The sequence below is a fragment of the Flagellimonas olearia genome (assembly GCF_009184425.1).
Taxonomy (GTDB): Bacteria; Bacteroidota; Bacteroidia; order Flavobacteriales; family Flavobacteriaceae; genus Flagellimonas; species Flagellimonas olearia.
Genome location: NZ_WELG01000002.1, coordinates 1385375 through 1400520 on the forward strand (window position 1 = coordinate 1385375; position 15146 = coordinate 1400520).

The 15146-nt window shown below is 42.8% G+C and carries 8 protein-coding genes; 7 read left to right on the forward strand and 1 reads right to left on the reverse strand.

Features of this window, described 5'->3' with window-relative positions; all coding sequences use genetic code 11:
* The 3 genes from F8C76_RS15610 to F8C76_RS15620 all read left to right on the forward strand — a co-directional run.
* Window positions 1–2937, forward strand: a 2937-nt coding sequence (locus tag F8C76_RS15610) for a T9SS type B sorting domain-containing protein (RefSeq protein ID WP_170284044.1), incomplete at its 5' end; no start/stop codon positions are given.
* Between the two features lie 8 nt (window positions 2938–2945).
* A complete protein-coding gene (locus F8C76_RS15615; RefSeq protein ID WP_152132568.1) occupies window positions 2946–3944 on the forward strand; it encodes a PorP/SprF family type IX secretion system membrane protein in 999 nt (332 codons plus the stop codon).
* A gap of 1 nt (window position 3945) precedes the next feature.
* Window positions 3946–5892 carry an OmpA family protein gene (locus F8C76_RS15620; RefSeq protein WP_152132569.1) on the forward strand — a complete coding sequence of 649 codons (1947 nt, stop codon included), beginning with the start codon at window positions 3946–3948 and terminating at the stop codon, window positions 5890–5892.
* A gap of 1 nt (window position 5893) precedes the next feature.
* Here F8C76_RS15620 and F8C76_RS15625 read toward each other — a convergent pair whose 3' ends face one another.
* Window positions 5894–7147 (reverse strand): NRAMP family divalent metal transporter, encoded by a 1254-nt coding sequence (locus F8C76_RS15625; protein WP_152132570.1) that lies wholly within the window; start codon window positions 7145–7147, stop codon window positions 5894–5896.
* Between the two features lie 520 nt (window positions 7148–7667).
* Between F8C76_RS15625 and F8C76_RS15630 the strand changes: the two genes are divergently transcribed.
* From F8C76_RS15630 to F8C76_RS15645, 4 genes are all read left to right on the forward strand, one after another.
* Window positions 7668–10481 (forward strand): TonB-dependent receptor domain-containing protein, encoded by a 2814-nt coding sequence (locus F8C76_RS15630; protein ID WP_152132571.1) that lies wholly within the window; start codon window positions 7668–7670, stop codon window positions 10479–10481.
* Window positions 10482–10498: 17 nt separating this feature from the next.
* A complete protein-coding gene (locus tag F8C76_RS15635; protein ID WP_152132572.1) occupies window positions 10499–11947 on the forward strand; it encodes a hypothetical protein in 1449 nt (482 codons plus the stop codon).
* A gap of 169 nt (window positions 11948–12116) precedes the next feature.
* Window positions 12117–13448, forward strand: coding sequence for a receptor L domain-containing protein (locus F8C76_RS15640; RefSeq protein ID WP_170284045.1), 1332 nt, complete (start codon window positions 12117–12119; stop codon window positions 13446–13448).
* 432 nt (window positions 13449–13880) lie between these two features.
* Window positions 13881–15143, forward strand: coding sequence for a tyrosine-type recombinase/integrase (locus tag F8C76_RS15645; RefSeq protein ID WP_152132574.1), 1263 nt, complete (start codon window positions 13881–13883; stop codon window positions 15141–15143).
* Window positions 15144–15146 lie beyond the last annotated feature (3 nt).

Sequence of the window (15146 nt, forward strand, 5' to 3'; positions counted from 1 at the left end):
ACGGGCGGCAACGAGGCGGGCAGTGACCAAGTGACTATACCTTCGGGTAGCACGAGTGCCACGATAGATGTGACGACCAACGGGGACACGGTTGTCGAGGCGGATGAGCCCATCACGGTGACCCTTGACGCCACTGACAATGGTACGATAAGTTTGACGGACAATGTTGGCACGAGCAGTTTCACCAATGATGACACTGCTACCCTGACCATAACAAATGAAAGTGTTGCAGAAGATGTTGTTGGGGGCAATATGGTCTTTACCGTGACTTTGGACAATGCGGTTGCTGGAGGTACCCAAGTAGCCTATAGCTTTACCAATGGTACCGCCGGGGGTACAGACTATGCCAATACTCCAAATACATTGAACTTTGTGGGTAATGCCTCGGAAACACAGGATATAACGGTGGCTATAACCGATGATACCATCATTGAATTGGATGAGACTTTTACGGTGAACTTGGGACCACCGACCAATGGGGTGACAGTCTCCGGTTCCCCTGCGACAGGAACGATTATTAATGACGATACAGCTGTGGCTTCCATTACGGCAAGTGATGATACTGCGGAAGAACAGGGACTGGATCCGGGAGCTTTTACAGTAAATATTGGAGGGGTGAACAATACCGGCTCACCCATCACAGTGGACTATAATGTGGGAGGTACGGCAACCCCTGGAAGTGATTATGCAACACTTTCAGGTAGTGTGAGTATCATAAATGGGCAACAGAATGGGATAATTCCAGTTACCCCTCTGAATGATTCTGAGGTTGAGACAGATGAAACAATAGTCGTTACCTTGGTGGCTGGAGCTGGTTATACCGTTGGTGCGCCTAATAGCGATACGGTAACTTTGGTCAGTGAGGACAATACCCCGCCCGATGGCTATACCTTGACCATCAACCAAGATCCCATCAATATAACCAATGAAACAGCGGTAAGTTTTACCATGACCAACATACCTGCCTTCTCAACAAGCTATGAATTTTCTTTTAGTAGTAGTGGGGATGGCAACGTGAGTACGGTAACGGGGAGTGGTTCCATATTGGCTTTAATAGGAGGGACGAGGTCCAATTTAGATATTAGCAGCTTACCCGATGGAGTTATAACCCTTTCGGTAGTGGTGAGCAACATTTTGGGTACGGAAGGCCCTCCCACAACCGATACCGCGGTTAAATACACCGCTGTTCCATCAGGATATACAGCGACCATTGATCAAAGCATCATCAATTTTGATAACCAAACGTCCATCAACTTTACCTTTGCAGGGGCCGAAGTTGGGGCAGATTATACCTACACCTTTACCAGTGATGGTGGGGGCACACCGGTAAATGGCTCAGGAACCATTACTACACTTACGGATAATATTGCCAACATTGATTTGAGTAGTCTGGCCGATGGCTTGGTGACCCTCAGTGTTACCCTTGAGAATATCAATGGAACCGGAGCGGTTGTGCAAGATACTTCGGACAAGGATACCTCGGTGTGTAATGCCGGCGGCGGCGCTCCAGTGTTGGATGCAACGGAACCCACGGTATTTTGCGGGGATTTTCTGGTAAATTTGAACGATTACGTGACCAATGTTGCCCCGGTGGGCAGTACCTTGACCTGGAGTACCAACCCAGACCCCAATCAAACTGATGGACATCGAAATAGTATGGTGAGTAGTGCCGCACAGTATTTCGGATTTTTCTATGATGATGTAAACGCATGTGCTAGTCCAATACTTACCGTTACCCTTACCAATTTCCCGATTCCGGTAATCATTGATCCCACGGGCGATGAACGTTGTGGGGAAGGGACGTTGACTTTGACTGCAAGCTCGGACAGTGGGGTGTTAAGCTGGTACGATGTGCCCACAGGGGGTACAGCGCTGGATACAGGAGGGGTTTTTATTACACCTTCCATCTCGGAAACCACCTCTTTTTATGTGGAAGCCACCGCCAATGGATGTACCACCGAACGGATAGAAGTGATAGCAACCGTTTTGGATGCCCCTTCTCCAGGTACGGCAACAGATGTGGTAGCTTGTAATTCGGAGAGCGAGGATGGTCCCAATACCGTTGATTTGGATGATACCTTGAGTGGTGCCGATGCCGGAACTTGGGCGGTGATTACCGATCCTTCCAACGGCAGCGTTGCCATTGGGGCAGGAAATGTTGTAAACTTTACGGATTTGGCCATTGGGGATTATGTATTTGAATATACCACCACTGTTACTGCCGGACCTTGCGAGAACAGTTCCGTTCAAGTGACCGTTACCGTGGAGGATTGTTTTGCCAATGCCGATATCGACTTGGTGTTGACCAAGGAAGTTGATAACGCAAGCCCATTGTTGGATGACGTCATCACTTTTACCATTACGTTGGAGAATACCACCATGGACAGGATTTTGGATATTGTGGTGACCGATGTGCTGGATGAGGCTTTTGAGTATATAGGGGATGATGCCACAGTGGGAACCTACGACCCCAATACTGGGGAATGGACCATCGCTGATTTGGCATCCGATGTGGCCACGGCAACACTGGAAATCACGGTTAGGGTAACTGAACTGGGAACTTTTCAAAATACGGCGGTGCTAACTTCATCGCTACCTGTGGATGAAGTCATCAATAATAATACAGCAACGATATCGGTAACAGTGGGAAGGGATCAATGTACGGATCCCGGGACCCTATGTACCATATTTTCACCCAATAATGACGGGATTAATGATAGATTGAAGTTTGTGGATCCCAATGACGATTACACCAATAACAGATTGGAGATATTTGACCGCTACGGGAACAGTGTGTTTGCCATGGATGGTTATGATAGTTCATGGGATGGAACAGGTAAAAATGGAGCTGTGCCCAAGGGAACCTATTTCTATATATTGGATCTTCATGGAGATGGAGCCGAGGTTATTAAAGGGTGGATACAGATTATAAGATAAAGACAAAGATGCCAGATAAGATTGGTTTACGGACATTTACGGCAATATTCTGCATGGTTTTGATGGGGATGGGACATATGCGGGCCCAAAAAGAACCACAATACACCCAGTACATGTACAACATAGGCAGTTTTAACCCAGCGTATGTAGGTACCGTGGAAAGCCCTGAAGTAATAGGATTGTACAGGGCCCAATGGGTGGATATTCCCGGAGCCCCTACCACTATCCGGTTTGGGGTAAACGTACCGCTGTCCAATGAAAAAATGGGTTTGGGGCTTAATGTGGTGAACGATGAACTGGGTCCCTCCAATCAAACCTATATAGAGGCTTCTTATTCTTACCAGATCAATCTTTCCGACGATACCAAATTGTCCTTCGGGATCAATGCGGGAGGCTCCATGCTGGATATCGACTATTCAAAAGGTTCGTTCCAAAATGGATCGGACCCTTCCATTTTAGGGGAAAATTACAATAGCTTTTACCCTACCGTTGGGGCCGGACTTTTTATGTATCATGAAGAGGATTGGTATTTGGGGCTCTCCGCACCCAATTTCCTCACCAATGGTTTGTACAACGATGAGGTGGCTACCCTAGTGGAAGACAATATGCAGTTCAATGCCATTGGAGGATACGTTTTTCAATTGGCGGAGCGGACCAAGTTCAAACCGGCTTTTTTGGTAAATTATTTGAAGGGATCTCCGGTTAATGTGAACCTTTCGGCCAACTTTCAGTTTATAGATGCCCTTACCATTGGTGCCTCGTACCGGTTTGATAATGCGGTAAGTGGTTTGGCCGGGTTTCAGATATCCAATGCCATGTTCATAGGGTATTCCTACGACTACAATACCAATGGATTAAGTGAATACAGCGGAGGGTCCCACGAGGCCATTCTTAAGTTTTACATAGGCAGGGGTGGTTTTGGTTCTGGCGGCTCCAAGTCTAACAAAGGGAAAGTAAAGGACACAAAAAACAAAGGTAAGCAGATAGATTCCCCTAGATTTTTCTAATATGGATCGAGTAAATAAAATACTTTCGCTACTAGTCGTCTTTTTTTTAGGGATGGTTCTCTGCTTTGCCCAAAAAAAGAAGTCGAAAGGGGATGACCTCTTTTTTCAGTACGAATATAAAAAGGCGGTCTATGCCTATGAGGCCGAAAAAGCTGCGGGAACCCTTACCGAACAACAATTCCTGAACTTGGCGGATTCCTATTTCCAGACCAATAAATTTGAAAAGGCGGCCGATGCCTATTTGGAGCTTTTCAAGAAAGACACCTTGATGAGTGGACATCATCTGAATAAAATGCTCCAAAGTCTTTCCGAAACAACGAATAAGGAAAGGAAGACTGCATTTTTGGCCACCATGTCATCCCGTTTTCAAAAAGAACTTTGGGAAAACATGGAGTTCAATGTGCAATTGCTGGAAAACGACTCCGCAGGTCCTGGATTGGATTATCAGATTTTCAATTTGATGGGGAATAGTCCCCAAACCGATTTTGCACCTGCCTTTTACAAAGATCAATTGCTGTTTTCCAGTGGGCGTACCCTCAACAAGCGCAACACCTACGCACCGGGAAATGAAGGGTATTTCAATATCTACCAATCTAAATTGGGGGCGGATGGACAGATTTCCACTGTGCAACCTTTTACTGGGGTGCCAAGCTCCAATTATCATAAAGCAACTCCATTTTATTCCGAAAAACTCAATAGTATCCTATACGTACTTTCCAATACCCAAAAAGGGGAACTCAGCTTTGATAAGAACGGGAAGAATGCCTTGGCCATTGGCAAGCAGGTTATAGGCGGGGCCTTTCAGTTATTATTGAAAGATTTAAGTACTTCGTTCTATTATCCGTTTTATGATGCGGATAGTGGAAAACTCTATTTTTCGGCCAATTTTGATAACGGATATGGGGGTACCGACCTTTATTTTGTTTACACGAACAATGGACAGATCATGTCTGCTCCCATTAATTTGGGTCCCAGGATCAACTCTCCCGGGAATGAGATAGCTCCCTTTGTCTTTGAGAACAGCTTTTACTTTGCTTCGGATGTGTTCTATGGTCTGGGTGGAATGGATATTTACAAATCCAACATAGAAGAAGATGGTTTTGGTATTCCTATTAATTTGGGGAGTGGTATAAATTCTCCAAAGGATGATTTTGGTCTGATCATGCGAAATGATGGAGATGGACTGTTGGGCTATTTTGCTTCAAATAGGCCTGGAGGAAAGGGCAAGGACGATTTGTATGGTTTCAAGGTCGATGAAAAACCGGGTTTAAAGACGCTTACCTTTAAAGGTAAAGTGGTGAAATCCTATAGTCCCTCAACTGCGGTTGAAAAAGTTGCGGTAAGGCTATTGGATAAGGAGGGCAGGTTACTTGCTGAAACGTACTCGGATGAAGATGGAAACTATAGATTGGAGGTCCCTTGGCAAGATGAGGTGGTGTTGGAGTCCTCAAAAGAGCGTTACTCCAAATTTTCCAAGCGTTTTACTGAGGATGATTTAACAAGTCTGGAAAGTGCATCGTATCCCATTGAGGTGGCATTTTATGATGATTTGGTGGAAGATAAGGAAGGTCAGAAAGTGGTAAAACTGAATAAATTCTATTTTAACAAAGGGGAAACACAGTTGACTGAGGGAATAACACCGGAATTGGACAAGGTTGTGGCTTTTGTTGAAAAATTCCCGGCAGTCCAGTTGCGTATAGAAACGTATACCGATAGTAGGGGAGGGAGTAGTACCAACTTTAGGTTGACCCAAGCGCGCTCGGATGCCATCAAAAAATATTTGGTGGGGCATGGCGTACCTGCTACCAATATTCTGTATTCCATTGGATATGGTGAGGATAAAATCCTGAACAATTGTACCAACGGGGTATTCTGTTTGGAGATGCTGCATCAACAGAACCAACGATCATTGATAGTCGTACTCAACGATAATGTACTATACGAGTAGTTTACATCAACAGCATCCAGCAATAATAAAGTGCAAAGAGGGATAGAAAGACTATGCCCGAATAGGTAAGTACCTGCAGCCCTATTTTAGGCTTATAAGGTTTTGGAATGTCTTTGCCCATAACGGTTTTTAGGTTCATCCAACCCAATAAGGGGGCCAATACAAAGGATACAAAAGTGGCCAAAGCCACTAAATGGCCCATATTGGCGCCAAAGAGTGTGATGACGGCCCAATTGACCAATGCCATGCAAAGGACCATAATGGCAAAGGCATTTTTGCTTTTTAGCGATTCCTTTTCTGGGAACAGCTTTTCCAGGACATCAAGGCTAACGCGTGAAATGGCATCATGGGCGGTCATGCATGTGCTGAACATGGTGGCAAAAGCGGCCACGGCAATAAAGAGATAGGCCCAGTTGCCAATGTGTGTTGTGAACAGGTTAACCACTTGGTCGGCAAAGACCACGGCACTTCCACTAAGTTCGGTTCCGGTTCCATAAAGTGTCATCCAACCAATAATCAAAAAGAAGACGGCCAATAGTGCAGTTAAAAAATAGCCTACATTGAACTCTTGCAGGGCTAGTTTCAATGTTGGTTTTTCTTTCATGGTCTTTAGGTTTTCCATTCCCCAAAGGCTTACCCAGCCGGAGGCTTCCACAGCCGTGGGCATCCATCCCATCAATCCGATTAAGAAAAGAACACCGGCCTCATTGAAGATTTCAGGGCGCAGATAGGATTGGGATTCGGGAACGGGTCCCTTTTCCAGTACCAGGGCTGTAGTGACCAATAAGGCAACAAACAGAATGGATATGACTGCCTTGAGCGAGTTTTCCAAAAAGCGATATTTCCCGATGATCAATAAAAGGCTTATAAATACAAAGAGACACAGTGAGATGGTTCCGGCGTCCATGCTGCTAATGGCAAAAAGGTTCATGAACAACCCCGCGGTCACCACATACAATGCCGCCAATACCGTGAAGGTGGAAATCAGGGTCACAAAGGCATAGACCCACAGATATGTTTTTCCCAAATTTAAATATCCTTCCACCAAGCTTTTTTCCGTGACCGTGGTATACCGAATACCAAACTCAAAAAATGGATATTTTAAGATATTGGCCAACAGGATGGGAATGACCATGATCCATCCGTATTGGGCGCCGGCCTTTGTGGAAAGTACCAAATGGGAGGTGCCTATGGCCATGCTGGCAAACAATAGCCCCGGCCCCAAGGCTTTGAGTAACGATTTTGGTTTTGTCATGTAATGGTAATGTGCATTGGTCTAATGTACTACATTTTAACATTTCGGAAAGGATTTATAATTGACTCATACATAGTTTTTTATGTTCATCGGTCCAAATGGGAAGTGTTAAAAACTTGATGATGGTTTGAAATTGTTTGGCAATGGCACTATACTGAAGTATCTTTGCAGGACCTTAAAGCAAGAGGTGAGGGAATTTTTCCAAGGTATTTTCCCTAAAAAACGCCGATAGTGACAGCCTGGCGTTCAAAAACAACACACAACATATTTTTAGCTATGTGCAAAAGCACATGGTAAATGTTAAAGGGATTGATTGCACCCCGGTATTTGGGTTTTCATTCCTTCTCCTTTGAAACTTTAACACATCTACATTTTGTGTTAAAGGACTACACCTATTGTAGTAAAAATCAACATTTTACCGTAAATAAAATATTTCAAAAAAAATTGAATAATATTACATTTTTTTGGAATATTGACCAATTATGCGGATTTTTGCAGACTAATTCAAAAAAATCATTAAATGAAAACCAAGTTGATGTGGATTGCAGCGCCATTCCTGGTGCTGTGTATGTCTTTTTCTTTTGGGCAAGAAAAAACGGTTACAGGAAATGTAACTGACCAAAACGATCTGCCCCTTCCCGGTGTTTCCATTGTAGTGGTAGGTACCACTAATGGAACACAGACAGATTTTGATGGCAACTATGTCATCGCTGCCAGTGAGGGACAGGTGTTGAGGTTTAGCTATCTTGGCCAAAAAACTGTTCAGAGAACCATTGGGGCGTCCAGTACCATTGATGTACAAATGGAGGATGATGCCCAAGCTTTGGCAGAAGTTATTGTAACCGGTCAAGGTTCGGGGATTGCTAAAAGAAAGCTGTCCACTACCGTAGATGTGTTGGATTCTGAGGAAATCGATAGACTTCCTTCCAACCAAATTGACCAAATGTTGCAGGCAACTGCACCCAGTGCCCAGATTCGTATGAGTTCTGGTCAGCCCGGTACGGCCTCTATCATTAGGACAAGAGGGCCTATTTCGGCCGCTACTTCATCCACCCCCGTTGTTATTGTTGACGGTGTTCGTGTGGATAATTTGAACTCCAACCCAAGTCTTGGACTTGATACAGGGGGTGCCAACGTTTCTGCCCTTGCCGATATTCCGGTAGAGTCCATTGAAAGGATAGAGTATATTAAAGGGGGTGCTGCTACTACATTGTATGGAGCAGATGCTGCAAACGGTGTAATTCAGATTATTACCAAAAAAGGTAAGGCTGGTAGGTCTACTGCCTTTTTTGAAAGCCGTTTGGGTGTGATCAAGGCAACTACGGACTTCTTAAAGTATGACAGAACTGCTGAAGCTCTTTTTGCTCCCGGATTTTCCCAAGAATACCGTGTAGGTTTCAGCGGAGGTTCGGAAAAAGTCTCGTATAACTTTGGAGGAAGTCTATATAAAGATGATGGATTCAATAAGCTTAACGAGCAGGTAAGAAGGACCTTTACCTTTGGATATAATGCCAATGTAACGGATAACTTCAAGTACCAAGGTTCATTCTCATTTGTAAGCTTTGATTCCAATTTGGATTATAATGCCAATGTTAATTTTTCAAGATTTTCAAATTTTGAGGGAGGTTCCTATGGGGACTTGAATGCCATGACCGATGCGGAGTGGGCAGCAGTACGTGCCAATTCCGATGAGGTAGGCTCCCTTGTGGATATTACCAGTAGGACCAGTAGGTTTACAGGGTCCAATAAGTTTATCTATGATATTACCAGTTCTATCCAGGCCAATGCAACAGTAGGTATAGATTACAGGACCACAACCCAAGAGAACTTGCAATCCAATGCCTTTCTTGTGGCCATTGGTGCAGAAAACCCTGGGACATCAAATAAGGCAGAACTTGCAAGAGTGATTCGAAACAATTTTGTGGTTACCGGTGATTTGAACTTGACCCATAGGGCCGAAACGGATAACTTTTCTTTCGTGACCATCTTGGGTGGACAGTTCTTTAGGACTACGGATAGACAAAACCGATTGGATGGGTCTGGTGGTTCGGATGGAACTCGAAGAATTAACTTTTTCCCTACCCAAACGGCATCCGACTATGTGTTGGAGAATGCCAACTACGGATTGTATTTCTTGGAAAACGTGGGATTATTTGACGTAGCTTTCTTGGAATTTGGTGGTAGATTGGATAGAAACACTTCAGCTGGATCTAACACAAGTCCATTGTTGTTGCCTAAAGTAGGTTTGACTTATAATATTTCTGACCACGACTTTTATAGGGACAGTGGTATCAGCGACATTATATCAACAGTTAGGGTAAGGGGGAATTATGGAGAGGCTACCAATTTTGCCCGTCCTTTTTCTCAGGATAAAACGTTCGAGTTAAGCCCAGTTTTAGGGCAGAATGCCTTCTCATTTGCCAATCCCGGTAACGACGATTTGATTTCAGAAACCGTGAAAACCACCGAATTTGGAGTTGAACTTGGATTCTTTGGTAATCGCTTGAACTTTAGCGGAACACGCTATAAGGCTATTACGGAGGATGCACTTTTCACACCTGTCAAACCACCTTCCGAAGGGTCTCAAAACCAGATTTATAACCTTGGTGAAGTGGAAAACAAGGGATGGGAATTTGAAATGAGAGCATTCGTGCTTCAAACTCCAGAACATCAATTGGACTTGACCGTGTCTTACAACACCAACGAAAACAATGTTGTGGATACCGGTGGTGCAGCACCATTCGTAGTGGGTGGATTCAACGTTTTGGGATCTGTGGTTGCAGAAGGGCAAAGCCTTGGTTATCTGAGGGGAACCGCTGCCATTCGCCAAGATGATGGTTCCTACAGCTTTGAGACCAACAGCTCTTTGGGAAAAACCTTTGCACCTAAATTTGGTACAATTAACTTGAACTATTCTTATAAGGATAAGGTCAACTTCTTTGTTTCGGGTGATTACCAGTATGGAGGACAGATTACGGACCTAAGTTTCTTGCTAAGGCATTTGAGTGGGATAGACAATACAGGTATCCCAGAAGATTTGGTGGGTACAACCAGTCCTTTCAACTATGTAAACTACTTTGTTTTTGATAACGATTTCTTCAAAATCAGAAACATTGGTGCTACCTATAACTTTGGGGATGTTCTTAAGCCTTTCTCAAGTGTGAAGTTTGGTGTTACTGTGACAAATCCGTTTAACTGGACCGCTGGGGACTTTGATCCAGAAGCAACAGGTTCAGGTATTGGTGCACAGAATGGATTTGCTAGTGGTGGATTTGCGTATGGAACCGAATCTGCTCCAAGGATTTTCATGAGCTCCCTAAGATTTCAGTTTTAATCGAATAAAAAAAGGATATGAAAAAAATAGTTTTAATAACGGTAGCAGCACTTTCTCTGCTGAACTGTACCAATGATTTCAGTAGCGTTGTGGATTTCACCGATGTGGAGAACCCCACGCTTTCTGAGCAATCCGTTGTTGGAAAACCTAACTCTTCCGCTGTTTGGTTGAACGGTATAAAAAGAAATAACGGTTTTGTATTCAATGAGTTTTTAATATTGGCCGAATTGGGTTCGGACAACTATGTGAACACGGAGACTTTCTTTAACCAGTTTTTGGACAATTTGGAGTTTCAACCTGCCGATCCGGATCTAAGGGATGCTACCCGTGAGGTGGCGCGTCTTCGTGAAATGGCCATATTTGGGTTGGAGACTGTGGGGCCTGCTGATTCTGAGTATACCACTGCTATTGAGGCAGAGTACAATTTCTACTTGGGAATGGCCTACTTATACTCAGCTATGTATTTCCCAGCATTGCCACAAGAGCCTCGTGGACCAATGGTAGCGTCTGCACAGCATTATCAGGACGCCATTGCACAATTTGATGTGGCTATTGGCTTGAATGCTTCCGAGACAAAGTACCATTTGGCAAAAGCAAGGGCCAACTATTACACCGGAAACAAAGCTGCAGCTGTGGCTTCTGCCAATGATGCATTGGCGATTGATAGGGCTTTTGATAATATGGTTAGATATGACGCGGTAGCTCCTGATGGAGTTCCGGATGGAACGCAGTCTAGCAATAGATTTGAAGATGCCTTGTATGAGAGATCAACTTTTGATGATTTGCAACCCTTGCCTACGTTGGACTTTCTTGATCCCAAGTACTCTTATTTTACGGATGAAGAGGATGCTCCTGTACATTATCTGAAAGCAGAGGAAGCGCTATTGATTTTGGCAGAGGCCAATTTGGCAGATAGTAATGTGCCCGCTGCACAAGCTAATTTGACAGAGCTTTTGGAGTTGATCGGAACCCGTGAAGTCAGAGCGATTAATGATGATATTGAAGGTAGAACCGAGGACAATCCAGGATCTAGACCAGACTCAACCATTGTTGTGGTCAATGGAAGATCAGGTCTTGTCTTGAATAGGCACAGCGGATTAATATATATTCCTTCTGTTTCAGGAACTTCTTTGACAGCTTCTGATATTGCAGGTCTTACTGCTGATGATGCTGGTTTGGAGTTGTTGTACAGAACAAGACAAGAAGTATTTATTGCTGAAGGACTTCGTTTTGTGGATATGGGATTGAAACTGATCGTTGATGAGAATGAAGTATTGCAGAATGAGAATATTTCTGCCGGTGACTTGGGAACAGTTGCCTTGATTCCTCCATTTATTGATGCGATCAAGACCCAATTGGATGCAATTACTTATGATGCAGGAACCGGAGTGGCAACCACTGCGGTAAATGTAAACGAAATTTTGGTGGCTAATAAGTCTTCAGAATTTGTATTGCCTTTCCATTAATATATCTATTATTTGATATAGCTCAGAAAGTGGCCAGTTTTTAACTGGCCATTTTTTGTTTACAAAAGAGGGTTTTAAATGAGTATATTATACCTTGAAATAAGTTATTTTTTTTAAAAAGACTTTTTTTTGAGTGGCCATCATGTTGGAAAATTGTATAAACTGTGAAATGAAGTTGTCAAATAGGGTGTTGTTTTTGGGGATATTTTTATTGTTTTTATCATGTTCAAAGGGAGATAATCCCGATGTGGATGAGGAAACAAAGGAACAGGAGGAAGAGGTTGTCGAATTACCTGTATTGAGTACTGTACAGATCACTGAAATATCACATAGGAGTGCCAAGAGTGGAGGAACAATAACGTCGGATGGAGGGGCGTCTATCAGTCAAAAGGGCATTTGTTGGCATACCGAAAAAAATCCCACGATCAATAACAGTTACACCATTGATGGTGATGATGTGGGAAGTTTTAACAGTAATATGGATGATCTGGATGGGAATACAACATATTATGTGCGGGCCTATGCGACGAATGAGGTTGGGACAAGTTATGGAAATGAACTGATTTTCAAAACGGAAGAAGTGCCAGTTGTTGTATTCGATGGTGATTTGGAATTGGCCTCACAAGCTGAAGTTGATGAAGTTGGTGAAAAAGGGTATACCGTCATAACGGGAAGTTTGTCAATTATAACTAGGACAAGTCTTCCTTCTGATATAACCAATCTTGATGGGCTTAAACAAGTGACCGAGGTTGGGGAAAGTCTTCATATACAACGTAGTAGGATTGCAAATCTAGATGCTTTGTCCAATCTTAAAACCATTGGAGGTTCCTTATCCATAATTTCTAACTCGATTCTTGAGGAAATTGATTTTCTAAATGAAATGACAGAAATAAAATCGGATGTGGTCATAAGCAGTAATGGAGTGTCTTCCGTCTCGGGTTTTAAGAAGGTCACTTCCGTTAATGGGGATCTATCGTTGACGTCACTTGTGGATTTAGAGACGATGGATGGCTTTGGTAGTTTGGTTGCCATCAAGGGCTCCCTTCAAATCCAATCGGTATTGGGGACCAATATGAGCGGATTCAACTCATTGAATACTGTTGATGGGGATTTGGAGATCAAAACAACATTGATGAATGACATGGATGGATTTAACTCTTTGAAAACAATTGGTGGGAGTCTTACCCTTCTGGCAAATATTTCATTGGATAATGTTGATGGCTTGGGCAATCTTTCCAGTATTGGAGGTGATTTAATATTTTATGATAATGATTCTCCTTTCAATAATAACTTTACGGATGGTTTAAAAAATCTGGATGGTTTGATAAACTTAATTTCTGTGGGAGGGGAATTGCAGATTTCGTCCCATAAGCCATTGAACGATTTCTGTGGTTTAAAAGCGTTGGCTGCTTCCGGTTTTTCAGGCAATTATCAAGTTAACTCCAATGGGTATAATCCTACCCTTGCGCAATTGGTGAGTGAGGAATGTAAAAGCGAATGATGTATTAGGAGTCCATTTTTTTGCCTTGATGGTTCCTATATGGACCTTATCATGTCAAGAGTTGCTAGTTTCCTTTAAAGCCCTCCATGATCAATACCGGTTACCCTTGTTGACATTCTGACATATTGTTTCATATTGATTTTCAATCGGATAGATTGTAATTTAAAGAGTTAGGAGGAGAATCCATAAGGGATAGAACAAAAAACTCCATAAACGTTGGGTTTATGGAGTTTTTCTGTACTCGAGGCGGGAACACCATTTTGCAAAAGTACGAATCAATAAATGAACCTAAATAAATGGAGGAAACCTATTAAAATCCAATTATAATAAGGTTTTATAAAGTGTATTGTTTTTGCGCTTGTTTGCATTGTTTTGTTTTAGCATGCATAAAGCCGTACAATTATCGTACAAAAATATCTATATTTGTATTGTATGGCAACAGTTAATTTTCTCTACAGATCTACACGCCCTGAATCCTATTTAACGATAAGGCTGCTTTATCGAAATGAAAAGGATTATGTAATTGGGGCCAAAACCAAATTGAAAGTCTCCAAGGATTATTGGGAGACTACTCACCAAAAGAACTTAAAGGACATTAGGGATGTTGATCAAAGAAATGCCTACAATTCGGTTAATACTGAACTGGCCCGTATACAAGCGCACGTATTGGATGAGTTGGAGAAAACCGATATAAATACCATAAATAAGGATTGGCTAGTAAATACCTTAGAGGGATTTTATAACCCAGTGGGAGACTCTGAGCGGGGAATCCCAAAGGATTTGATCAGTTACATAGAATTCTATAAAGACTATCGCAAAAACGAGCTGGATGCCAAAGCAGTACGTAGGTTGAACGTTACAAAGCACAAAATGCAACGTCTCCAAGCATATATGGGCAAAACCATATTGATAAAGGAGATAAACGAGGATTTTAAACAAACCTTTCAAGAATTCAGTCTTAAGGAGAAATACTCCCAAAATACACAGGCTAGGGAGTTGGTGTCTATTAAGACCCTTTGTTTTCATGCCCATTACTTGGGACTTGAAACCCACCATCAACTAAATAGTTTAAGGCTTAAAAAGCAAGAGGTCAACCATGTTTATTTGACCGCGGATGAGATTGAAACAATAAAAGGACTGGAATTGCCCAATGAGCATTTGGATAATGCGAGGGACTGGCTTTTGATTAGTTGTTATACCGGGCAGCGGGTAAGTGATTTTATGAGGTTTACCAAAGATATGATCCGGGTAGAGAACGGCAAGCATCTTTTGGAATTTAGGCAACAGAAAACCAAAAAGCTAATGACCATTCCATTTAGCCGTGATGCTAGAGAAGTCCTTAAAAAGAGAGGGGAAGAGTTTCCTCGGCCTATATCAGATCAGAAATACAACGACTATATAAAGGTTGTTTGCCAAAAAGCAGGATTAAAAGAGGAGGTGAAGGGAACCAAAAGGCTCAATATTACTCCGGATGCAAAAAAGGGTGTCTATAGACACGTAGCGGATAAATACGAGAAATGGGAATTAGTAAGCTCCCATATCGGTAGGAGGTCATTCGCTACAAATTATTATGGTAAGGTGCCTACTAGTTATTTGATAAATATTACCGGGCACAGCTCTGAAAAAACATTTTTGAACTACATAAAGAAGAGCAATAAGGATATAGCCCTTGATGCGTACGAATACTTTAATTAAGAA

Excerpts from the sequence above, each read along its gene's own strand:
- F8C76_RS15620 (WP_152132569.1), top strand. The coding sequence starts at position 3,946 with ATGGATCGAGTAAATAAAATACTTTCGCTACTAGTCGTCTTTTTTTTA.
- F8C76_RS15615 (WP_152132568.1), top strand. The coding sequence starts at position 2,946 with ATGCCAGATAAGATTGGTTTACGGACATTTACGGCAATATTCTGCATG.
- F8C76_RS15645 (WP_152132574.1), top strand. The coding sequence starts at position 13,881 with ATGGCAACAGTTAATTTTCTCTACAGATCTACACGCCCTGAATCCTAT.
- F8C76_RS15630 (WP_152132571.1), top strand. The coding sequence starts at position 7,668 with ATGAAAACCAAGTTGATGTGGATTGCAGCGCCATTCCTGGTGCTGTGT.
- F8C76_RS15640 (WP_170284045.1), top strand. The coding sequence starts at position 12,117 with ATGAAGTTGTCAAATAGGGTGTTGTTTTTGGGGATATTTTTATTGTTT.
- F8C76_RS15635 (WP_152132572.1), top strand. The coding sequence starts at position 10,499 with ATGAAAAAAATAGTTTTAATAACGGTAGCAGCACTTTCTCTGCTGAAC.
- F8C76_RS15625 (WP_152132570.1), bottom strand. The coding sequence starts at position 7,147 with ATGACAAAACCAAAATCGTTACTCAAAGCCTTGGGGCCGGGGCTATTG.